16 protein-coding genes and 1 tRNA gene are annotated in these 21,878 nt (G+C 64.3%); 13 read left to right on the forward strand and 4 right to left on the reverse strand.

All coding sequences use genetic code 11. The features are described 5' to 3' along the window. Window position 1: 1 nt before the first annotated feature. From MRBLMU1_RS19230 to MRBLMU1_RS19285, 12 genes are all read left to right on the forward strand, one after another. A complete protein-coding gene (locus MRBLMU1_RS19230; RefSeq protein ID WP_363504258.1) occupies window positions 2-919 on the forward strand; it encodes a carbohydrate kinase family protein in 918 nt (305 codons plus the stop codon). 118 nt (window positions 920-1,037) lie between these two features. Beyond that, a complete protein-coding gene (locus MRBLMU1_RS19235) occupies window positions 1,038-3,146 on the forward strand; it encodes a TonB-dependent siderophore receptor (protein ID WP_363504261.1) in 2,109 nt (702 codons plus the stop codon). A 2-nt stretch (window positions 3,147-3,148) separates the two neighbouring features. Further along, window positions 3,149-4,684 (forward strand): histidine-type phosphatase, encoded by a 1,536-nt coding sequence (locus MRBLMU1_RS19240; protein ID WP_363504264.1) that lies wholly within the window; start codon window positions 3,149-3,151, stop codon window positions 4,682-4,684. Between the two features lie 153 nt (window positions 4,685-4,837). After that, entirely contained in the window at window positions 4,838-7,909 is a 3,072-nt protein-coding gene (gene fdnG, locus MRBLMU1_RS19245) for a formate dehydrogenase-N subunit alpha (protein ID WP_363504267.1), read from the forward strand. Between the two features lie 20 nt (window positions 7,910-7,929). Then, window positions 7,930-8,844 carry a formate dehydrogenase subunit beta gene (gene fdxH, locus MRBLMU1_RS19250; protein ID WP_363504270.1) on the forward strand — a complete coding sequence of 305 codons (915 nt, stop codon included), beginning with the start codon at window positions 7,930-7,932 and terminating at the stop codon, window positions 8,842-8,844. After that, the gene (locus MRBLMU1_RS19255) at window positions 8,841-9,515 is read left to right on the forward strand and encodes a formate dehydrogenase subunit gamma (RefSeq protein WP_363504273.1); all 675 of its coding nucleotides are present in this window, start codon (window positions 8,841-8,843) and stop codon (window positions 9,513-9,515) included. Before fdxH ends, MRBLMU1_RS19255 begins: the two co-directional genes overlap by 4 nt. A 96-nt stretch (window positions 9,516-9,611) precedes the next feature. After that, entirely contained in the window at window positions 9,612-10,625 is a 1,014-nt protein-coding gene (gene fdhE / locus MRBLMU1_RS19260; protein ID WP_363504276.1) for a formate dehydrogenase accessory protein FdhE, read from the forward strand. Then, a complete protein-coding gene (selA, locus tag MRBLMU1_RS19265; RefSeq protein ID WP_363504279.1) occupies window positions 10,622-12,079 on the forward strand; it encodes an L-seryl-tRNA(Sec) selenium transferase in 1,458 nt (485 codons plus the stop codon). Before fdhE ends, selA begins: the two co-directional genes overlap by 4 nt. Further along, window positions 12,076-14,001 carry a selenocysteine-specific translation elongation factor gene (gene selB / locus MRBLMU1_RS19270; protein WP_363504282.1) on the forward strand — a complete coding sequence of 642 codons (1,926 nt, stop codon included), beginning with the start codon at window positions 12,076-12,078 and terminating at the stop codon, window positions 13,999-14,001. Before selA ends, selB begins: the two co-directional genes overlap by 4 nt. A gap of 17 nt (window positions 14,002-14,018) precedes the next feature. Continuing rightward, a tRNA-Sec gene (locus MRBLMU1_RS19275) sits at window positions 14,019-14,111 on the forward strand. A 181-nt stretch (window positions 14,112-14,292) separates the two neighbouring features. After that, window positions 14,293-15,882: a methyl-accepting chemotaxis protein gene (locus tag MRBLMU1_RS19280; RefSeq protein ID WP_363504285.1), complete on the forward strand. Its 1,590-nt coding sequence runs from the start codon at window positions 14,293-14,295 to the stop codon at window positions 15,880-15,882. 70 nt (window positions 15,883-15,952) lie between these two features. Then, window positions 15,953-17,377, forward strand: coding sequence for a PQQ-dependent sugar dehydrogenase (locus tag MRBLMU1_RS19285; protein ID WP_363504288.1), 1,425 nt, complete (start codon window positions 15,953-15,955; stop codon window positions 17,375-17,377). A 75-nt stretch (window positions 17,378-17,452) separates the two neighbouring features. Here the strand turns inward: MRBLMU1_RS19285 and MRBLMU1_RS19290 are convergent, their stop codons facing one another. From MRBLMU1_RS19290 to rpsO, 4 genes are all read right to left on the reverse strand, one after another. After that, the gene (locus MRBLMU1_RS19290) at window positions 17,453-17,908 is read right to left on the reverse strand and encodes a DUF29 domain-containing protein (RefSeq protein WP_363504291.1); all 456 of its coding nucleotides are present in this window, start codon (window positions 17,906-17,908) and stop codon (window positions 17,453-17,455) included. A gap of 25 nt (window positions 17,909-17,933) precedes the next feature. Continuing rightward, window positions 17,934-18,377, reverse strand: a complete 444-nt coding sequence (locus MRBLMU1_RS19295; protein WP_363504294.1) for a DUF29 domain-containing protein — start codon at window positions 18,375-18,377, stop codon at window positions 17,934-17,936. Window positions 18,378-18,496: 119 nt separating this feature from the next. Next, a complete protein-coding gene (pnp, locus tag MRBLMU1_RS19300) occupies window positions 18,497-20,617 on the reverse strand; it encodes a polyribonucleotide nucleotidyltransferase (RefSeq protein ID WP_363504297.1) in 2,121 nt (706 codons plus the stop codon). A 253-nt stretch (window positions 20,618-20,870) separates the two neighbouring features. Then, window positions 20,871-21,140, reverse strand: a complete 270-nt coding sequence (rpsO, locus tag MRBLMU1_RS19305) for a 30S ribosomal protein S15 (protein ID WP_008450438.1) — start codon at window positions 21,138-21,140, stop codon at window positions 20,871-20,873. A 167-nt stretch (window positions 21,141-21,307) separates the two neighbouring features. Here rpsO and bamE point away from each other — a divergent pair, with 167 nt between their 5' ends. After that, window positions 21,308-21,796 (forward strand): outer membrane protein assembly factor BamE domain-containing protein, encoded by a 489-nt coding sequence (gene bamE / locus MRBLMU1_RS19310; protein ID WP_363504301.1) that lies wholly within the window; start codon window positions 21,308-21,310, stop codon window positions 21,794-21,796. Window positions 21,797-21,878: the final 82 nt, after the last annotated feature.

Below are 21,878 nucleotides of genomic sequence, written 5' to 3' on the forward strand. Positions count from 1 at the left end.
GATGGCGAATTTTCCTCTGTTTGTCGCGGCGGGCGAAGCGCTGACCGACATGATCGTGCAGGACGGCGACCAGCCCAATCCGCAGCGCTGGCTAAGCCAGGTCGGCGGCTCGACCTGGAACGTGGCGCGCACGATGGCGAAGCTGGAGGTGCCGACCGCTTTCGCCGGCGCCGTCAGCATCGACGTCTTCGGCGACGCGCTGCATGGCGCCAGCGAAGCGGCCAACCTCGACCTGCGCTTCCTGCAGCGCTACGCGAAGTCGCCGCTGCTCGCTATCGTGCACCGCACCGATCCACCGGCCTACTTCTTCGTCGGCGACGACAGCGCCGACCTGCACTTCGACGCGGCGCTGCTGCCGGAAGGCTGGCGCGCGCACTGCAAATGGGTGCACTTCGGCGGCATCAGCCTGGCGCGCCAGCCGCTGGCCGGCAAGCTGGTGGCGCTGGCCGAGCAGCTCAAGCGGGACGGCGTGCGCATCAGCTTCGATCCGAACTACCGCCTGCTGATGGACGAGCGCTACGACGCCACCTTGCGCCGCATGACGGAGCTGGCCGATGTGGTCAAGGTGTCGGAGGAGGATCTGGCTGGCCTGTTCCGCACCGGCGACATCGAGACCGCGTTCGCCACGCTGCGAAGCTGGAATCCGGCGGCGACCTATCTGTACACCAAGGGCGGCGACGGCGCCTCGCTGCACATCGGCGACGAGGAATGGTCGCTGCCGGCGCCAAGCATCACCGTGATCGATTCCGTCGGTGCCGGCGACGCCAGCATCGCCGCGCTTTCGTACAGCATGATGCACCACGCCGATCGCGCGCCGTTGGAGCATTTGCGCTTCGCGGTGGCGGCCGGCGCGGCGGCCTGCCTGGCGCCGGGCGCGTCGCCGCCATCGCTGGCGGCGATCGAGGCGCTGCTGACGTGACGCCAACGTAAAGCCTGGCGCACATTACAGATCGGTAAGGTAGGCAAACCGTCACACGGCGGTCATATCGGGGCTTCAAGATCGTCGGTTTTATCCAGCCACCTTCTTTAAGCCCCACATGTCCTCGAAAACTATTTTTGCTCCGTCCCGTTTGCAACTGGCCTTGGCCGCGGCTGGCCTGTGCGCGCTGCATGCCGCCGCCATCGCCGAAGAGGCCACCGGCGGCGCGCTATCGACCGTCGTCGTCACAGCGACGGTCGAGAAGAAAAAGCTGGCGGACAGCGTCGGCGGCGGCGCATTGGGCCGCAAGTCCGAACTCGATACGCCCTTCTCCACCAAGGCCGTCAGCAGCGACGAGATCGAGGACCGCCTGGCCACCAGCATCTCGGAAGTGCTGAAATACGACGCTTCCGTCACCGCCATCAGCCCGCCGATCAGCACCCACCCCGCCACCATCCAGATGCGCGGCCTGCGGCTCGATGATTTGAACGGCTACAAGGTCGACGGCTTGGCCAACATCAACCGGGGCACCGAGATGCCGCTGGAGATGTTCGAGAGCGTCGAAGCGCTCAAGGGCCTGACCGGCTTTATGTATGGCTTCGGCTCTCCCGGCGGCACCGTCAACTACGTCAGCAAGCGCCCCACCACCAACCAAAGCTTCAGCGCCGCGATGGGCTACCAGGAAGGCGGCGCGGTCAAGGAACATATCGACATGGGCGGCCGCGCGGGCGAGGAAGGAGGCTTCGGCTACCGCATCAACCTGGTGCACGAAGACGGCGACCTGCATGAGGAAAGCGGCTCGATCAACCGCAACGCGGCCGGACTGAATCTGGCGTGGCGCCTCAGCGACGACCTGGCGCTGACCTACGACGCGCTTTACCAGCGCCGCCGCAGCGTCGGCGGCACCGATGTCGTCATCTCGCCTTCGGTCAAGGTGCCTGCGCCGATCGCCGGCGACAGCAAGCTGAGCAGCCTGGGGGCCGGCAGCGACGTCGAATACTCGCTGTTTACGCTCGGCCTCGAATACCGCCTCGCGCCGGACTGGATGGCCAACGTTTCGTACCGCACCTCCGATTCGAGCCGCGTCTACAAAAAAGATCAGTACTACATCGGCAACAACAACGGCGATTACCGCGACCGCGTCACCTCCGAACTGCACGACTACGGCTTCGACCAGGTTCAGGCGACCTTGCAGGGCAAGTTCGACACCGCCGGCCTGCGGCACGAGGTGGTGGCGGGCATCATGACGCAAAAGCTGGAATCGGAATCGTCGGTGGTCACGCCCAAGACCTATCTGGGCAATGGCAACCTGTACGCGCCGAATATCCTCAATGTCGCCGGCGTCAATTACAGCGGCGGCACCTATCGTGACGAGGCGACGCGCCAGGAGGCGGTCTTCGCCAGCGACACCGTCAAACTGACCGACAACTGGTCGGTGCTGGCCGGCGCGCGCTACACGCGCTTCAAGGATACCGCCTACTCCACCAAGGGTGCGGTCACCGCCGAATACCCGGCCAACAAAACCACGCCGACCGTCGCCCTGATGTTCAAGCCAGCCGCCGACACCACCATCTACGGCAGCTACGTCGAGGCGTTGGAGCAGGCCGCCAGCGCGCCGACGTCCACCGCCAACGCCAACCAGGTCTTCGCCCCGATCAAGAGCAAGCAGACCGAGATCGGCGTCAAGACGGAGCATAGCTTCTGGAACGCCAGCGCGGCGCTGTTCCACATCGAGCGCGGCGCCCAGTACACCAACGCCGCCAACGTTTATGTAGCCGACGGCCAGACCAAGTACCAGGGTCTGGAGTTCAACAGCGTGGTGCAAGTGGCGAAAAACCTGTCGGTCGAAGGTGGCATCATGCTGCTGGACGCCAAACTGGAGGACGCCGCGCCGGGCTACGGCGGCAAGCACGCGGTGGGAGCACCGCGCCGCCAGGCCTCCCTGCAGGCGACCTGGCGCGAAGTGTTGCCAGGCCTGGCGCTGCATGCCGGCACCCAGTACCTGGGCGATCTGCCGATGGACGCGGCCAACGTCAACCATCTGCCTTCGGTGGCGCTGTTCGACGCGGGCTTCAACTATCGTCACCACTTCTTCGGCAAGATGGTCAGCCTGCGCGCGAACGTCTCCAACATCGCCAACCGCAAATACTGGACCTACTACCAGGAGAATTACCTGAACGTGGGCGCGCCACGCACCGCCAGCGTGAACGCGAGGGTGGACTTCTAGGCATGAAGGCACCGCATCTGGCGGCCGGCGCCGCGCTGTCCCTGCTGCTATCGAACGCCTCCGGCGAGCAGTATTACCAGACCAAGACGCCCTATCAGCCGCCTCCCGACGGCGCCGGCTACCAGGCGCCGCCGGCAGGTTACCGGGCCGTATCGACACAGCTGCTGGCCCGCCACGGATCGCGCGGCCTGACCGGCTTCAAGACCGATCTGGCGATGTACCGGCTGTGGCAGCAGGCGGAAAAGGACGGCGCGTTGACGCCGTTGGGCGCGCAACTGGGACCGGATATCCTGGCGCTGATGAAAGCGAACTTCCTGCTCGGCTACGGCGTGGCCGGCATCGGCAAACCGGGTTATGGCAACGAGACCTCGCAGGGCGTGGCCGAACACGCGGGACTCGCGCAACGCATGCACCAGCGCCTGCCGGAGCTGTTCCGCGACGCCGCCAACAAGCGGCGCGACATCGTGGTGGTCACCTCCGGCAAGGACCGGGCCGTCGACAGCGGTTATTTCTTCACCCGGTCGCTGGCGGCGCGGCAGGCCGGCCTGGAATCCCTGCTGACCTACCCCGCGTCGCTGGCGCCGCGCGGCGAATCCGATCATGCCAGCCGCCCGGCCGGCACCGATCGCTTCCTGCTCTACTTCCACAAGCTCGGTGCGAAGCAGGACAAGGTGGCGTCTCCCGCCGACCCGCTGCGCGCCACCTACCAGGCCAGCCTGGCCTACCAGGGCTGGCTGGATAGCGATGAACTGCGCGCCCGCGTGGCCGCGATCATGGCGCAACCACGTTTGGCGCAGGCGGCGCGCGCCACGCTCGAACGCCTGTTCCAGCCCGCGTTTATCGCGGCGCTGGAACAGGGCGGCCACCACGTCGCCAACACCGGCGGCTTCAGCTTCACCAGCGCCGACGGCAAGTTCACCAACACGCTTGTCGGCGACGGCGAAACCGAAATCGCCTCGGTCACCGACGCCGCGCTGGCGCTGTACGAACTGTATGCGGCGGCGGCGGACATGCGCAGCGAGGTGCAGGCCGATTTCACGCGTTACATGCCGCCGGCGCAAGCCGGCGTATTCGCGTCGATCGAGGACGCGCTGGCCTTTTACGAAAAAGGCCCCGGCATCGCCGAAAACGGCGACCTGACGTGGCGCATGGCCGGTACGCTGCTCGACGACTTCTTCGCCGAGGTGGACGCCGTCGCCAAAGGCGACATGCGGCACGCCGCCAAGCTGCGCTTCGCGCACGCCGAAATCGTCATCCCGATGGCCGCCATCCTCGGCCTGCCGGGCATGTCCGGACAGTTGCCGCGCGCCGCCATGTACAGCTACGAGAACAGCGGCTGGCGCGGCGAGGCGGTCGCACCGATGGCCGCCAACATCCAGTGGGATGTCTACCGCAACGACAGGGGCCGCACCTTGGTGCGCCTGCTCTACAACGAAAAAGAGAGCGATTTCAAGCCCGCCTGCGACGCCTCCAGGTTCGCCGCCGGCAGCCGCTATTATGATTATCAAAAACTTAAGAACTGCTATAGAGATAAATAAAAGCTATCCTTTTGACATGGAATATTGTGTATTCATCTATGTCAAAAGTACCGCACTGGCGTTAACCCAACGTTTGATACGTGTCAGCATAAACATGAATGTTTTTGTAGTGCTACACTCGAAAGGTCTTTGTCCTCACTGAAAGGCCTTTTCATGAACCAGATGTCCAGGCGACAGTTCCTTCGGGTGACTGGCGCGACCATCGCGGGTTCGAGCATCGCGCTCCTCGGCTTTGCGCCGGCAACGGCCCTGGCCGAAGTCCGGCAGTACAAGCTGGCGCGCAGCACCGAAACCCGCAACACCTGCCCCTACTGCTCCGTAGGCTGCGGGATCCTGATGTACGGTTTGGGCGACGGCGCTAAAAACGCCACCGCCAAAATCATCCACATCGAAGGCGATGCCGACCACCCGGTCAATCGCGGCACGCTGTGTCCAAAGGGCGCAAGCCTGATCGACTTTATCCACTCCCCGAATCGCTTGATGGTGCCGGAGTACCGCGCCCCGGGCGCCACGGAATGGAGCCCGATCGCCTGGGACGACGCGCTCACGCGCATCGCCAAGTTGATGAAGGCCGACCGCGACGCCAACTTCGTCGAGAAGAGCGCCGATGGCAAAACCGTCAACCGATGGACCACGACCGGCATGCTGTGCGCGTCGGCCGGTTCCAACGAAGTAGGCTACTTAACCCATAAAACCATGCGCAGTCTGGGCATGCTCGCATTCGACAATCAAGCACGCGTATGACACGGTCCGACGGTGGCAGGTCTTGCCTCGACATTTGGACGTGGTGCGATGACGAATCACTGGGTAGACATCAAGAACGCGGATGTCATCCTGGTCATGGGCGGAAACGCCGCTGAAGCACACCCTTGCGGATTCAAATGGGTCACGGAAGCGAAGGCGCATCGCGGCGCCAAGCTGGTCGTGGTCGATCCGCGCTTTACCCGAACCGCCTCGGTAGCCGACTATTACGTCCCTACCCGCACCGGCTCGGACATCGTATTCCTGGGCGGGATAATTAATTATCTGCTCACGAACGACAAAATCCAGCACGAATACGTCCGCAATTACACGGACATGCCGTTCATCGTCCGCGAGGACTTCGCCTTCAACGACGGCCTGTATTCGGGCTACGACGAGGCCACCGGCAAGTACGCGGACAAGAGCAGCTGGAACTACGAGATGGGCGACGACGGCTACGCCAAGATCGATCCGACACTCGAGCATCCGCGCTGCGTGTATCAGCTGATGAAGAAGCACTACTCGCGCTACACCCCGGAGATGGTGGAGAAGGCCTGCGGCGTGCCGCCGGAGAAATTCCACAAGGTCGCCGAGATGCTGGCGTCGACCGCCGTTCCCGGGCGCGCCGCGACCATCCTGTACGCGCTGGGCTGGACCCAGCACTCGACCGGCGCGCAAACCTTGCGTACCGGCGCGATGGTGCAGCTCCTGCTGGGGAACATCGGTATCGCCGGCGGCGGCATGAACGCCCTGCGCGGCCACTCCAACATCCAGGGCCTGACCGACCTGGGTCTGCTGACCAATATGCTGCCCGGTTACCTGACCCTGCCCGGCGAGGCGGAACAGGACTGGGAAGCCTATGCGGCCAAGCGCGCGCTCAAGCCTCTGCGTCCTAACCAGCTTAGCTACTACAGCAACGCCAAGAAGTTCCTGGTCTCCTTCATGAAGGCCTGGTGGGGCGACGCCGCCACCGAGGAGAACAACTACGCGTTCGACTACCTGCCCAAGCTGGACAAGCCGTACGACATGATGCAGGCCTTCGAGCTTATGCATCAGGGGAAAATGAACGGCTACATCTGCCAGGGCTTCAACATCCTGGCGTCGGCGCCGGACAAGCAGAAGATCACCGAGTCGCTGTCGAAGCTGAAGTACCTGGTGGTGATGGACCCGCTGGCCGTGGAGACGGCGGAATTCTGGCGTCCGTTCGGAGAGTTCCACCAGGTCGATCCGACCAAGATCATGACCGAGGTGTTCCGCCTGCCGACCACCTGCTTCGCCGAGGAACGCGGCTCGCTGGTCAGCTCCTCGCGCGTGCTGCAGTGGCACTGGCAAGGCGCCGAAGGCCCGGGCCAGACCAAGAGCGATCTGGAGATCATGTCCGGCATCTTCATGCGCATCAAGAAGATGTACCAGACCGATGGCGGCAAATTCCCCGACCCGATCCTCAACCTGACGTGGAACTACGCCCAGCCTCTGAGCCCGCAGCCGGAGGAGATCGCGATGGAGTTCAACGGCAAGGCGCTCAAGGAGCTCACCGATCCGAAGGACCCGACGAAAGTCATCCTGAAGAAAAACGAGCAACTGGCCGGCTTCGCGCAACTGCGCGACGACGGCAGCACCGCCTGTGGATGCTGGATCTTCGCCGGTTCGTGGACCGCCGCCGGCAACCAGATGGGCCGCCGCGACAACAGCGACCCGACCGGCATCGGCAATACGCTGAACTGGGCCTGGGCCTGGCCGGCCAACCGCCGCGTGCTGTACAACCGCGCCTCCTGCGACACCAAGGGCAAGCCGTTCGATCCGACCCGTAAGCTGATCGGCTGGAACGGCACCAACTGGGCCGGCGCGGACGTACCGGACTTCAAGGCCGACGAGCCACCGGAAAACGGCATGGGTCCCTTCATCATGCTGGCCGAGGGTGTGGCGCGCTTCTACTCGCGCGACGCCATGGCCGAAGGTCCGTTCCCCGAGCACTACGAGCCGTTCGAGACGCCGATCGGCCACAACCCGATGCACCCGAATAACCCGCGCGCCACCAGCAATCCGGCCGGCCGCATGTTCCCGGGCGACAGGGCGAAGCTGGGCAAGGCGAACGAGTACCCGCACGTGGCGACCAGCTACCGCCTGACGGAGCACTTCCACTACTGGACCAAGCACGCGCGCCTGAACGCGATCATCCAGCCGGAACAATTCGTCGAAATCGGCGAAGACCTCGGCAAGGAGATCGGCGTATCGCACGGCGACCGTGTCAAAGTCAGTTCCAAGCGCGGACACATCGTGGCGAAGGCCGTGGTGACCAAGCGTATCAAGGCATTGACCATCGACGGCAAGAAGACCCACCAGGTCGGACTGCCGATTCACTTCGGGTTCAAGGGAGTCACCAAACCGGGCTACCTGATCAACACCCTGACGCCGACGGTTGGAGACGGCAATTCACAGACACCGGAATTCAAGTCGTTCCTGGTGAAAGTGGAAAAAGCATGACGGCCCGAGGAGAATAAAACATGGCTTTACAATCACTTGATATCAAACGCATGTCCGCCACCACGGTCCAGACTCCGGTGGCGCGCACGCCGGCCACCGGCACCGTGGCCAAGCTGATCGACGTGTCGAAGTGCATCGGCTGCAAGGCATGCCAGACCGCCTGCATGGAATGGAACGACCTGCGCGACGACGTCGGCGAGACGACGGGCGTGTACGACAACCCGCTCGACCTGACGCCGCAATCGTGGACCGTGATGCGGTTCTCGGAACACGAGACCAGCGACGGCAACCTCGAATGGCTTATCCGCAAGGACGGCTGCATGCACTGCGAGGACCCTGGCTGTCTGAAGGCCTGTCCGGCCCCGGGCGCCATCGTCCAGTACACCAACGGCATTGTGGATTTCCATCAGGAGAACTGCATCGGCTGCGGCTACTGCGTCGCCGGCTGTCCATTCGACGTGCCGCGCATCTCCAAGAAGGACGACCGCGCCTACAAGTGCACGCTTTGCTCGGACCGCGTGGCCGTCGGCCAGGAACCGGCCTGCGTCAAGACCTGCCCCACCGGCGCGATCGTCTTCGGCACCAAGGAAGACATGAAGGTGCATGCCGCCGATCGCATCGAGGACCTGAAGTCGCGCGGCTACGCCAACGCCGGCCTGTATGATCCGGCCGGTGTCGGCGGCACGCACGTGATGTACGTGCTGCACCACGCCGACAAGGCGCCGCTGTACCATGGACTGAAGCAGAATCCGAGCATCAGCCCGATGGTCGGCTTGTGGAAGGGCTTGACCAAGCCGCTCGCGCTGGCCGGCATCGCCGCGACGGCGCTGGCGGGCTGGTTCCACTATTCGCGCGTCGGCCCGAATGAGGTCAGCAAGGACGAGGAAGCGGAGGCGCTGCATGAGGCAAACCGGATCAGGGAGAGCGAAAAATGAGCACACCCGAAAGCAAACCCGCGCGCGACAAGGACGGCAATCCACTGATCGAGCGCTATACGCCCAATGAGCGCAGCAACCACTGGATCACCGCCATCTGCTTTATCGTGCTGACGGTGTCCGGCCTCGCCATGTTCCACCCGGCGACGGCGTGGATGGCGGTGTTCCTCGGCGGCGGGCAATGGACACGCATCCTGCATCCCTTCTTCGGGATCCTGATGTTCGTCTCGTTCGCGCTGCTGGTGGTGCGATTCTGGCACCACAACCGCTTCGAGAAGGGCGACACGCAGTGGCTCAAGCAGGTCGGCGACGTGGTCAGCAACCGCGAGGAAAAGCTCCCCAAGGTCGGCCGCTACAACGCCGGCCAGAAGGTGCTGTTCTATGTGCTGATCCTGTGCATGCTGGGCCTTCTGTTCTCGGGCATCGTGATCTGGCGCGCGTACTTCGCGTTCTACTTCCCGATCGAGGTGGTACGCTTCGCCGCGCTGCTGCATGCGTTCTGCGCCTTTGTGATCATTTGTTCGATCATTGTTCACATTTATGCGGGCCTGTGGGTCAAAGGGTCGATAGGCGCGATGGTGCGCGGCACGGTCACCTACGGGTGGGCGCGCAAGCACCATCCGCGCTGGTTCGAAGAAGTCGCACGGAGCACCAACAAACCGCGCGATTGATTTATCAATTTGGGATTAAAATAGTTCCCAAGCCGGCGGCCGGGGTCACACGCATCGCAATCGTGACGACGCCGCCGGCAAACTGGGAGACATCTTTTGGTACAACGTCTGCTTGAACCGGGCGAAATCGAATCGCTCGACCACAATGCCATACCGCGCCTGCTGCTGCCGCAAGCAAGCAGTCTTTTCACCGCGCGCGCCGCCCGTCTGCGCCAGTTGGCGAACAATGACATCACCGGAATTCCCGTCGGCGAATCGATGCAGGGCTACCTTCAACTGATGGCGGCCCTGGTCGACGCGCAGGCCGCCGTCGCCGCGTCGCTGCCGGCCGAGACCTTCGCCCTGCCCGATGCGGCGGAAATCGCGCTGTCGCTGGAGCACAATATGCCGCCGCTGCCGGTCAGCGGCACGCGTCCCGCCTCATGGCGCACCGTATTCACCGCCCTCCTCGATCAACTCGCCCCGCTGGCAAGGGAACAGCCGCAAATGGCCGGGGTGCTGGCGCAGCTGCGCGAGCTCGACGCCGCCCAGCTGGAAGGCTGCGCCGACGCCGTGCTGGCGGAAGTGACCGAGGGCGTCGATCCGCTGCACGCCCCGTTCGTCGCCGCCGCGCTGCAGGTGGTGTGGGCGATGCGCGCCAGCCAGCTCGACTCCCCGGCGGTGCAGCCGCTGGTGACCAACACCTTGTGCCCCGTGTGCGGCTCGCACCCGGTGGCCAGCGTGATCCGCATCGGCGGGCAGTCGCAAGGCTACCGCTACCTGCATTGCAGCGCCTGCGCCAGCGAATGGCACATGGTGCGGGTCAAATGCTCGTGCTGCGAGCACACGTCCAGGATCGCCTACCAAAGCCTGGAGACGAACGAGGACAAGGCCGAGGTGGTGGCAGCCGACTCAGCTCCGGTCAACAAGGCCAACGATCCAAGCAAGGTGGCGCGCGCCGAAACTTGCGACGATTGCAAAACCTATCGCAAGATCTTCAACCAGGAGCACGACTTCAACGTCGAACCGCTGGCCGACGATCTGGCCAGTCTGACCCTGGATTTGCTGGTCGGCGAAGCCGGCTACGCCCGCGCCAGCGGCAATCCGCTCTTGTGGTTCAACGCCGCATGAGCGGCCCCGCCAACCCGGTGAAAGCGGCCGGTGCGATCCACCTCCCGGCCGTGCACCTGATTCTGTCGGATGCCGGCTGCGAGGCGCTGATCACGGAATACGGCCGCGCGCAGACAACGGAGGCGGCGCGCGCGCTGCTGGCCGAGTTGCGCGGCCTGCTGGTGGCGGCGCGCGACGGCTCTGGCCACGGCCCGGTCGCCACCGACACCTCCATCCCCACCCTGCTGACGATGCTGGCCGCCCGGCTGCGCGAGTCCAACCGCTCGCCGCTGCGCCCCGTCTTCAACCTGACCGGCACCGTCCTGCACACCAATCTGGGACGGGCCCTGCTGCCCGACAGCGCGGTACAGGCCGTGGCCGAAGCGCTGCGCTGGCCCATGAACCTGGAGTGGGACATCGACACCGGCAAACGCGGCGACCGCGACAACCTGGTCGAGGAACTGCTGCTGGAACTGACCGGCGCCGAAGCGGCGACCATCGTCAACAACAACGCCGCCGCCGTGCTGCTGATGCTGAACACCCTGGCGCAGGGCCGCGAGGTGATCGTCTCGCGCGGCGAACTGGTGGAAATCGGCGGCGCCTTCCGCATCCCCGACATCATGACGCGCGCCGGCGCCGTACTGCGCGAAGTGGGCAGCACCAACCGCACGCACCTGAAGGATTACGCCGAGGCGGCCGGCCCGCAGACCGCGCTGATGATGAAGGTCCATTGCAGTAACTACGCGATCACCGGCTTCACCAAAAGCGTCGAGCTGCCGGAACTGGCGCCGCTGGCGCGCAAGCACAATATCCCGACCGCCGTGGACCTGGGCAGCGGGACCCTGGTCGACCTCGAACAGTACGGCCTGCCGCACGAGACCACGGTGCGCGAAACCATCGCCGGCGGCGCCGACCTGGTGACCTTCAGCGGCGACAAGCTGCTGGGCGGCCCGCAGTGCGGCATCATCGTCGGCCGCGCGGACCTGATCGCGCAAATCAAAAAGAATCCGCTCAAGCGCGCGCTGCGCGTCGGCAAACTGACGCTGGCGGCGCTGGAGCCGGTGCTGGCCTTGTACCGCGCGCCTGACCTGCTGCCGGAACGCCTGACCACCCTGAAGCTGCTGACGCGCCCCGCCGCCGCCATGCGCGAACAGGCGCAGTCCATCCTGCCGCAACTGCAGGCGGTGCTGGGCGACGGCTACACGGTGAGCGCGGAAGCGATGATGAGCCAGATCGGCAGCGGCGCCCTGCCCGTCGATCAGCTGCACAGCCACGGGCTGGTGATACGCGCCGCCGCGACGGTCCGCACCGGCAACGCGCTGGGCGTGCTGGAACAGCGCCTGCGCGCGCTGCCGCTGCCCGTGATCGGCCGCGTATCGCAAGACGCGCTGTGGCTCGACCTGCGCTGCCTGGACCACCACCAGCAGCAGCGCTTCACCGAACAACTGCCTCTATTGAGGCACACGCCCGCATGATCGTCGGCACGGCAGGTCATATCGACCACGGGAAAACCACGCTCACGCGCGCGCTGACGGGTGTCGACACCGATCGCCTGAAGGAAGAAAAGGCGCGCGGCATTTCGATCGAACTGGGATACGCCTACGCGCCGCTGGCGAATGGCGATATCCTCGGCGTCATCGACGTTCCCGGCCACGAAAAATTCATCCGCACGATGGCGGCCGGCGTCACCGGCATCGACGCCGCGCTGCTGGTGATCGCCGCCGACGACGGCATCATGCCGCAGACGCTGGAGCACCTGGCCATTCTGCGGCTGCTCGGCGTGCGGCGCGGCGCGGTGGCGTTGACCAAGATCGACCGCGCCGACGCGCAGCAGCTTGCGCGCGTCGAAGCCGACATCGAGGCGCTGCTCGCGAACACCGATTTCGCCGGCGCGCAAATCTTCCGCACCAACGCCACCAGCGAAGGCGACACCGGCGTGAAGGCCTTGCTGGCGCATCTGGCAACGATGGCGGCGGCGCTGCCGGCCGGCGATGAACGCCGCCTGTTCCGCCTGGGCGTCGACCGCGTGTTCACCCTCTCCGGCCAGGGCACCATCGTCACCGGCACCGCGCTGGCGGGCAGCGTGCGCGTGGGCGACACCCTGCAACTGGCGCCGGGGGAGCGACAGATGCGGGTACGCGGCATCCACGCGCAAAACCGCGCCGCCGACACCGGCCGCGCCGGCCAGCGCCTGGCGCTCAACCTGAGCGGCGTATCGAAGGACGAGATAGCGCGCGGCAGCTGGATCGTCGCCCCCGCCCTCGCCGCGTGCTCCGAACGTATCGACGTCGAACTGACGTTGACGCCGGATAGCGGCGTCACCCTCAAACCATGGTCGCCGCTGCACGTGCATCTGGGCGCGGCGCACCACGTGGCCAACATCGTGCCGCTGGACGGCGACACGCTGGCGCCGGGCGGCAGCGGCCGCGCGCAGCTGGTGCTCGACGCACCGGTGCACGCGGTGCCGGGCGACCGCTTCGTGATCCGCAACGCCCAGGCCACCGCCACCATCGGCGGCGGCGTGGTGCTCGACCCTTTCGGCCCGGCGCGCAAGCGGCGCGGCGCGGCGCGGCTGGAGTGGCTGCGGGCGCTGGCCGATTTCATCGATCGCAATCACGATCGGGACGACGGCGCGGGCGGCATTGGCGCACTGCTGGCGCGCAGCCCCATGGGACTGCGCGTGTCGACGCTGGTGCGGCTGTCGCAGCTGCCGGCGCGCGAGATCGTGCCGCCACCGGGCACCGTCGAAGTGGCGCTGTCCGGCGGCGACGCGCTGCTGATCGCGACGGCCGAAGTGGCGGCGCTCGAGGCGCGCATCCTCGCCGGCCTGTCCGAATTCCACGCCCGCGCGCCCGACGAGGCGGGACCGGAGCTGTGGCGCCTCAAACGCATCGTCGCGCCGGAGATGGAGGACCGGCTGTGGAGCCGTCTGGTCGAGACGCTGACCGGCGCCGGGCAGGTCAGGCAGCGCGGCCGCAGCCTGCACCTGCCCAGTCACAGCGTGGAATTGAGCGAGGCCGAACAGGCGCTGGTCCAACCGCTGCTGGTGTCCTTGCACGCGGGCCGCTTCGATCCGCCGTGGGTGCGCGATCTGGTGCGCCAACACGGGATGCCGGAGGCGGAAGTGCGGCGCCTGCTGCTCAAACTGTCGAAGGCCGGCGAAATCAGCCAGCTGGTGCCGGATCTGTTCTACCATCCGGCGCCGCTGGCCGAACTGGCGGAGTTGGTGGCGACCTTGCGTGAAGTGCAAGCCTCGTCGTTCCGCGACGCCACCGGCCTGGGACGCAAGCGCGCGATTCAAATCTTGGAGTTCTTCGATCGTGTCGGCTATACTCGGCGCGTCGGCAACGTCCACCTGATCAGGCCCAACGCGGCTTGGTCGTTCAGCACGGAATAGCGCCGATATCGCACCACGGAAGGCAATCTCATCCGGTGATGGGGCCGGGCTTCAAACCCGGTGGGGGGCGTCAGACGCTCTCCTGTAAGTTCGACTCCTACTGCCTTCCGCCCCCCTTCCTCCACCTCCCACGCTCCGACTCCCTGCGGCCACCGCGCGGGAAACTACGTAGGTACGTCCTGTACAAATAGCGTGTAAAATTACATCAGAGAAACATGTGTTATCAATGACAAAATATTTTCGTCTACCATGAATCGGTCGCATCGACCCGCTTTAATGTAAGGAAGCACAATGATTTTTTCCAAGATGAAGGTCGGCAAGCGGCTGGCGGTGGGCTTCGGCGCCGCCCTGTTGCTGCTGCTGACGATCTCCGCGGCCAGTGAATTGACCATCCGCAGCATCGCCGCCGACACCACCAACCTGCTCGAGCAGCAACTCCAAACCGAGCGCCTGGTCACGGAATGGAAAGGCATCATCGAAGCGAACGTGCAGCGCGCGCAGGCCGCCGCCAAGACCAGCGATCCCGAGGCGCAGAAATTCTTCGAAGACGGCATCGCCCGCGCGTCAAAGCGGGTGGCCGGGGCGCAGGAGAAAATCGGCAAGCTACTGATCGACCCGCGCGCCAAGGAGTTGTTCGCCAAAGCCCTGGAAAACCGCGCGATCTACCAAGGCCACCGCAAAGCGGCGTTCGACGCCAAGGCGCAAGGCGACATCGACCAGGCCAACATCATCATCGAGCAGAAATTCGTGCCTGCCGGCGATGTCTACGTCGGCAGCATCGATGCGCTCGCCGATCGCCAGAAAGCCGCCATCGATGAGATCGGCAATGGTATCCAGCGGCGCAGCGAAGCGGCCGTCATCACCATCCTGATCCTTTCCGTGGCCTCGATCGCCGTGGCGCTGCTGCTGGGCTGGTTGATCACCCGCTCGCTGCTGAGCCAGCTCGGCGGCGAACCCGACTACGCGGCCGGCATCACCGACCGCATCGCCGCCGGCGACTTGACGGTGGACGTCGCGCTGCGCGCGAACGACCGCTCCAGCCTGCTGTTCAGCATCGCCGCCATGCGCGACCGGCTCGCGGCCATCGTCGGCGAAGTGCGCAGCACCACCGACGCCGTCGCCACCGCGTCGAACGAGATCGCCAGCGGCAATATGGACCTGTCGACCCGCACCGAGCAGCAGGCCGGCTCGCTGGAGGAGACCGCCTCGTCGATGGAAGAGCTGACCTCGACCGTCAAGCAAAACACCGACCACGCGCGCCAGGCCAACCAGCTGGCCGCCAGCGCCGCCTCGGTGGCCGTGCGCGGCGGCGGCGTGGTGGCCGAGGTGGTGACGACGATGGATTCGATCAGCGCCTCGTCGCGCCGCATCGTCGACATCATCGGCGTGATCGACGGCATCGCTTTCCAGACCAATATTTTGGCCCTGAACGCGGCGGTGGAAGCGGCCCGCGCCGGCGAACAAGGCCGTGGCTTCGCGGTGGTGGCGTCGGAAGTGCGCAATCTGGCGCAACGCTCGGCCAGCGCCGCCAAGGACATCAAGCAGCTGATCGGGGATTCGGTCGGCAAGATCGACGACGGCGCCAAGCTGGTCGGCCAGGCGGGCGACACGATGACCGAGATCGTCGCCAGCGTGCAGCGCGTGAGCGACATCATGGGGCAGATCGCCACCGCCAGCGGCGAGCAGGAGGCCGGCATCGAGCAGATCAACCAGGCCATCGTCGAGATGGACGGCGTGACGCAGCAAAACGCGGCGCTGGTGGAACAGGCGGCGGCCGCCGCCGCTGCCTTGCAAGGGCAGTCCGGCCATCTGGCGCAGCTGGTCAGCATGTTCAAGCTGGACGACACGCCCGCGCGTGGGCAAGCGCTGGCCTTGCGCTGATTCCCACTTTCAAGATGTCTCCAGCGCAAGAATACTGGCACAATACGCCATCACTTACCTGGGGACATACATGAAACACATCGCTCCGCGCGCCTTGGCCATCGCCATGGCGTTCGCATCGTATGCCGCGCACGCCGCCGCACCGTCGGTGGCAGCAGAAAAACTTTATCAGGCCAACTGCGCCTCCTGCCACGGCGTCAAGATGGAGGGTGGCATCGGTCCGACCCTGGGCAAGCACACCTGGCTGCACGGCGAGCCAACCAAGGCCAACCTGATCAAGGTGATCAGCAAGGGCGTGCCGGAGAAGAACATGCCGGCCTGGTCCCCCGCGCTGAGCGCACCGCAGATCGCGCTGCTGGCCGACTACATCGCCGCCGGCGCCAACAAGCCGATCCTTGCCGCTGCCCCGACCACCGTGGCGGCCGCCGCGCCGGCAGCCGCCGCCAAGGCCGCCCCGGACGGTATCGACCTGAGCGGTTTCAAACTGCCCAAAGGCTTCCGCATCAGCGTCTACGCCAGCCAGGTCGACGCCGCGCGCAGCATGGCCGTGTCCGACAGCGGCATCGTCTATGTCGGCTCGCGCAAGGCCGGCAAGGTGTACGCGCTGGTACCGCGCGGCGACAAACAGACGGCCGAGGTGGTCACCATCGCTTCCGGCCTGGAAAATCCGATCGGCGTCACCCTGCTCAACGGCGCGCTGTACGTCGGCGAGATCAGCCGCGTGATCCGCTTCGACAATATCGACAAGCGCTACGCGCAAAAACCATCGTACGAAGTGGTCACGGTCGATCTGCCGGACGACAAATGGCACGGCGAAAAGGTCATCAAGGCCGGCCCGGACGGCAAGCTGTACATTCCGGTGGGCGCTCCCTGCAACATCTGCGACACCGACGACACCAAGCACGCCAAAATCTACCGCATGAACGCCGACGGCAGCGGGCTGGAAGAATATGCGCGCGGCATCCGCAATACCGTCGGCTTCGCCTTCCATCCGACCACCAAGGCCTTGTGGTTCACCGATAACGGCGCCGATCAACTGGGCGACAACAGCCCATCGTGCGAACTGAACATCGCGCCCAAGGCCGGCCTGCATTTCGGCTTCCCGTACTGCCACGGCGGCGTGGTGCCGGACGCGACCTTCAAGGGCCGCGCCTGCGAGGAGTTCGTCGAGCCGGTCGCCAAGCTGGGGCCGCACGTCGCGCCGCTGGGCTTGACGTTCTACACGGGCAAGCAGTTCCCCGAGGCATACCGCAACAACGTCTACGTCGCCGAGCATGGTTCGTGGAACCGCACCACCAAGAGCGGCTACAGCGTGCGCCTGATCACGCTGTACGGCAGCAAGGTCGTCAGCGATACCGCCTTCATCGACGGCTTCCTGCGCGGCGAGGAAGTGGTAGCGCGGCCGGTCGACGTGGTCACCCTGGCCGACGGCTCGATGCTGGTGTCGGACGATCATGGCGGGCGTGTGTTCCGCGTAACGTACGACGGCAAGTGATTCATGAAGACGGCGGTGGGTGTCTCGCGCGGCAAAACGGCTGCTGGACACCCACGGGCGTCGGCAGGGCTCATTTTATGGCGGCGAATAATCCGTTCCCGTATCCGGCATAAAATCCGTGGAAAGAATCTGTTCCATCGTCCAAGGCAATTCATCCGGCAGTATCAGGTCATGCGTATCTTCGTACGCCTTGACTTTTGCATAACGGTAGGTTTGCCGCACCCATGCGGTGTCCGTCAGCAAGGGTTTTAGCCCCGGACCTTTAGTAAGATCCTGCTGGATCGCGGCGCGCTGCTCACGAATCGTGTAGACCCAGCTGTGGCCTCGCATATCCTGCTGATATGCCCATTTCAGCAGATGTGCGATCAACAACGCGAGCCGGTTTTGCAATTCCCGCTTTTCACTTTTGCCCACATCCTCGATCTCCTCGGCGATGTTGTCGATGTCCAGCTCCGACCACCTGCCCGCGCGAAGAAGCGAGGCTTGCTGCTCGGCCCATGCGATGACGTCGTCGTCGTAAAGATTGCCCATGATTGAACTCCCGGTCACACGCCCGTCAAGTCGCGTCGGACAGATAGTCTGGCGACAGCACCTGTTCCACGCTCCAAGGCAACGCGGCAGGCAAGTCCGCAAGCTCCAGATGCGCCTCGTGGACGGCAATTTCCAGCGCATCCTCCCATACTTCGGCCAGCCACTCGTCGCTGCTCAACAAACGCCGCAGGCTGGGCATGCGCTGAAGTAGTTTGCAGATCCTGTTGCGCTGGTTGCGGATGGTGCATTCCCAGCTGGCGCCGCGTAGGGTCGGCTGATATCGCCACTTGAGCAGATGTCCCAACAGCTTCGTCATGCGATGGGCCAACTGATGCCGGTGGCTGATGTTCATATCCTCGATCTCCCCGGCGATATTGTCGATGTCCAGCTGCGACCACCGACCCGCGCGCAGCAACGCCGCCTGCTGCTCGGCCCAGGCGACAACATCCTCGTCGTAAAGCGTGCCCATGACTTCTCCTCCAACCGCGTACACCAGGTTGGACAGGCACCATGATCAAAAGTTCAAGACGAAAAAAAACCGCGCCATGTGCAAGCACACGGCGCGGTTTTTAGCGGACTGGTCCGAGATTAGTTCGCTGCGGCGGCCGCTTCTTCAGCGGCGGCTTTCATCGACAGCTTCAGGCGGCCGCGGTCGTCGGTTTCCAGAACCTTGACGCGCACTGCCTGGCCTTCTTTCAGGTAGTCGGCGACGGCGTTGACGCGCTCGTTGGCGATTTGCGAGATGTGCAGCAGACCATCCTTGCCTGGCATGACCTGGACGATGGCGCCGAAGTCCAGCAGCTTCAACACCACGCCGTCGTAGGTCTTACCCACTTCGACCGAGGCGGTCAGCTCTTCGATGCGACGCTTGGCTTCCTGGCCGGCGGCGGCGTCGACGGAGGCGATGGTGACCACGCCTTCGTCGCTGATGTCGATCTGCGTGCCGGTCTCTTCGGTCAGCGCGCGGATGACGGCGCCGCCCTTGCCGATGACGTCACGGATCTTCTCAGGGTTGATCTTGATCGTGATCAGGCGCGGCGCGAAATCGGACAGTTCCGTTTTCACGTGCGGCATGGCTTTTTGCATTTCGCCCAGGATGTGCTCGCGGCCTTCCTTGGCTTGCGCCAGCGCCACTTGCATGATTTCCTTGGTGATGCCCATGATCTTGATGTCCATCTGCAGCGCGGTGATACCGTTGCGCGTGCCGGCGACCTTGAAGTCCATGTCGCCCAGGTGGTCTTCATCGCCCAGGATGTCCGACAGCACGGCGAACTTGCCGCCTTCCTTGATCAGGCCCATCGCGATACCGGCGACGTGCTCTTTCATTGGAACGCCGGCGTCCATCAGCGCCAGGCAGCCGCCGCAGACCGAAGCCATCGACGACGAACCGTTCGATTCGGTGATTTCCGACACCAGGCGCACGGAGTAGCTGAACTCTTCCGGTGCCGGCAGCGCGGCGATCAGCGCGCGCTTGGCCAGACGGCCGTGGCCGATTTCGCGGCGCTTCGGCGTGCCGACGCGGCCGGTTTCGCCGGTGGCGAACGGTGGCATGTTGTAGTGCAGCATGAAGGAGTCGGTGAACTCGCCCATCAGCGCGTCGATCTTCTGGCTGTCGCGGGCGGTGCCCAGGGTGGCGACGACCAGCGCCTGCGTTTCACCACGGGTGAACAGGGCCGAACCGTGGGTGCGTGGCAGCACCGAGGTGCGGATCGAGATCGGACGCACGGTGCGGGTGTCGCGGCCGTCGATGCGTGGCTCGCCGTCCAGGATCTGGGTGCGGACGATTTTCGCTTCCATGTCGAACAGGATGTTGTTCACCTCGGCGGCGTCGATCGGCGCGGCGCCCGAAGCGGCGGCTTCAGCCGACAGGTCGGCCAGCACTTCGCTGGTGGCGGCCTTGAGCTTGGCGGTGCGCTCCTGCTTGTCCTTGGTCTGGTAGGCTTCGTTGATCTTGCTGGCGGCGAAATGCGCCACGCGGCCGATCAGCGCTTCGTTTTTCGCTGGTGGAACCCATTCGACTTCCGGCTTGCCGCCGTCGCGCACCAGGTCGTGGATCGCGTCGATGACCGCTTTCATTTCGGTGTGGCCGAAGACCACGGCGCCGAGCATGATTTCTTCGGACAGCTGCTGGGCTTCCGATTCGACCATCAGCACGGCCGTCTCGGTACCGGCGACGACCAGATCCATTTGCGAAGTCTTCAGTTGTTCGACGGTCGGGTTCAGGATGTACTGGCCGTTGGCGTAGCCGACGCGCGCGGCGCCGACCGGGCCGTTGAATGGCACGCCCGACACGCACAGGGCGGCCGATGCGCCGATCATGGCGGCGATGTCCGGATCGATTTCCGGGTTGACCGACAGCACGTGAATGATGACCTGCACTTCATTCAGGTAGCCTTCAGGGAACAGCGGACGGATAGGACGGTCGATCAGACGGGACGTCAGCGTTTCTTTTTCCGAAGGACGGCCTTCGCGCTTGAAGAAACCGCCCGGGATCTTACCGGCAGCGTAGGTTTTTTCGACGTAATCGACGGTCAGCGGGAAGAAGTCCTGACCTGGCTTGGCATCCTTGCGTGCCACGACCGTTGCCAGTACGACGGTGTCTTCGATCGACACCATCACCGCGCCGGATGCCTGGCGAGCGATTTCGCCGGTTTCCAGCGTGACGGTATGTTGGCCGTACTGGAAGGTTTTCGTAACTTTGTTAAACATGGGTAATCCCTTTCTATTTGCCGACAGATTTTCAGGGGCTGTCGTTCACCTCACCACAGACGGCATACCCGCCGTCTTTGCTACAACCACACTTGCTAAAACATTGGATCACGTTGGTTACGTGTCTCCGGGATTCCATGCTGCGTTGCCAAGATCGAATTCCATCTGGCAAGTTTTTACCCGCGAAAATGACAAAATGCCCGCGACAGACAAACTGGCGCAGGCATTTCGATTAAGCCGGATGACGCAAATATTACTTACGCAGGCCCAGTTTGGCGATCAGATCGCGATAACGGGTTGCGTCTTTGCCCTTCAGGTACGACAGCAGGCTCTTACGACGGTTAACCATCATAATCAGACCACGACGGGAGTGGTGATCCTTGCTGTGGGCCTTGAAGTGGCCGTTCAGTTCGTTGATGCGCGCGGTCAGCAGTGCAACTTGCACTTCTGGGGAGCCGGTGTCTTTTTGACCACGGGCGTTGTCCGCGATGATCGCGGCTTTGTTGATGTTTTCTACGGTCATGATATTTACCTTTAACATGCGGTGCGCGGAGTCTGAACCCTGCACACCGTGAACTTCAAAAAAAACCGGTCCGAAGACCAGACCCGAAAGTATAGCGGAAAAAGCGCCGCGTGTATCCCGGCTTGGCTACAATTTGTCACCTTCCCGCCTCTTTTTGGAGCTGCGACATGAAAAGACTGTTTGTTTTGGCAACGTTTTGCGGATCGCTGGCCGGCTGCGCCAGCTTGTTCGGCCCGCCACCGGCGCCGGGCGACAGCGCCGAGGTGGTCAAAACCAAGCTGGGCCAGCCGACCGGCGTCTACCGGAACGGTCCCGACACGATGCTCGAGTACGCCATGGGGCCGCTCGGCCAATACACCTGGATGGCGCGCATCGGCCCGGACGGCCGGCTGGTCACCTACGAGCAGGTGCTGACGAACGCCAAGTTCGGCACCATCAAAATCGGCCGGGACACCAAGGACAGCGTGCTGGCCATCCTCGGCCGTCCGGCCAAACAGGTGCGCTATTACAGCGTCGACGGCGACGTCTGGCAATACCGCTACAAGGAAAGCGATGTGTGGAACTCGCTGATGGACGTGCAGTTCGACCGCAATGGCGTGGTGCAGGCCCTGGTCAACGGACCGGACGAGGAACGCGAACCGCGCTGGCTGCGCTGACCGGGTCGGTAGGAGCAGTCCCACGCGCAGTTTGGCAGTGCGCCGACGTGAAATATTTCTCCTGGTTGCTATGATTTTCTTA

It is taken from the genome of Burkholderia sp. LMU1-1-1.1 (genome assembly GCF_040675865.1).
In the GTDB taxonomy this organism is placed as follows: Bacteria; Pseudomonadota; Gammaproteobacteria; order Burkholderiales; family Burkholderiaceae_D; genus Rugamonas.

Excerpts from the sequence above, each read along its gene's own strand:
- bamE (WP_363504301.1), top strand. The coding sequence starts at position 21,308 with ATGAAAAGACTGTTTGTTTTGGCAACGTTTTGCGGATCGCTGGCCGGC.
- MRBLMU1_RS19290 (WP_363504291.1), bottom strand. The coding sequence starts at position 17,908 with ATGGGCAATCTTTACGACGACGACGTCATCGCATGGGCCGAGCAGCAA.
- MRBLMU1_RS19285 (WP_363504288.1), top strand. The coding sequence starts at position 15,953 with ATGAAACACATCGCTCCGCGCGCCTTGGCCATCGCCATGGCGTTCGCA.
- MRBLMU1_RS19235 (WP_363504261.1), top strand. The coding sequence starts at position 1,038 with ATGTCCTCGAAAACTATTTTTGCTCCGTCCCGTTTGCAACTGGCCTTG.
- MRBLMU1_RS19280 (WP_363504285.1), top strand. The coding sequence starts at position 14,293 with ATGATTTTTTCCAAGATGAAGGTCGGCAAGCGGCTGGCGGTGGGCTTC.
- rpsO (WP_008450438.1), bottom strand. The coding sequence starts at position 21,140 with ATGACCGTAGAAAACATCAACAAAGCCGCGATCATCGCGGACAACGCC.
- pnp (WP_363504297.1), bottom strand. The coding sequence starts at position 20,617 with ATGTTTAACAAAGTTACGAAAACCTTCCAGTACGGCCAACATACCGTC.
- MRBLMU1_RS19255 (WP_363504273.1), top strand. The coding sequence starts at position 8,841 with ATGAGCACACCCGAAAGCAAACCCGCGCGCGACAAGGACGGCAATCCA.
- MRBLMU1_RS19295 (WP_363504294.1), bottom strand. The coding sequence starts at position 18,377 with ATGGGCACGCTTTACGACGAGGATGTTGTCGCCTGGGCCGAGCAGCAG.
- selB (WP_363504282.1), top strand. The coding sequence starts at position 12,076 with ATGATCGTCGGCACGGCAGGTCATATCGACCACGGGAAAACCACGCTC.
- MRBLMU1_RS19230 (WP_363504258.1), top strand. The coding sequence starts at position 2 with ATGGCGAATTTTCCTCTGTTTGTCGCGGCGGGCGAAGCGCTGACCGAC.
- fdxH (WP_363504270.1), top strand. The coding sequence starts at position 7,930 with ATGGCTTTACAATCACTTGATATCAAACGCATGTCCGCCACCACGGTC.
- selA (WP_363504279.1), top strand. The coding sequence starts at position 10,622 with ATGAGCGGCCCCGCCAACCCGGTGAAAGCGGCCGGTGCGATCCACCTC.
- MRBLMU1_RS19240 (WP_363504264.1), top strand. The coding sequence starts at position 3,149 with ATGAAGGCACCGCATCTGGCGGCCGGCGCCGCGCTGTCCCTGCTGCTA.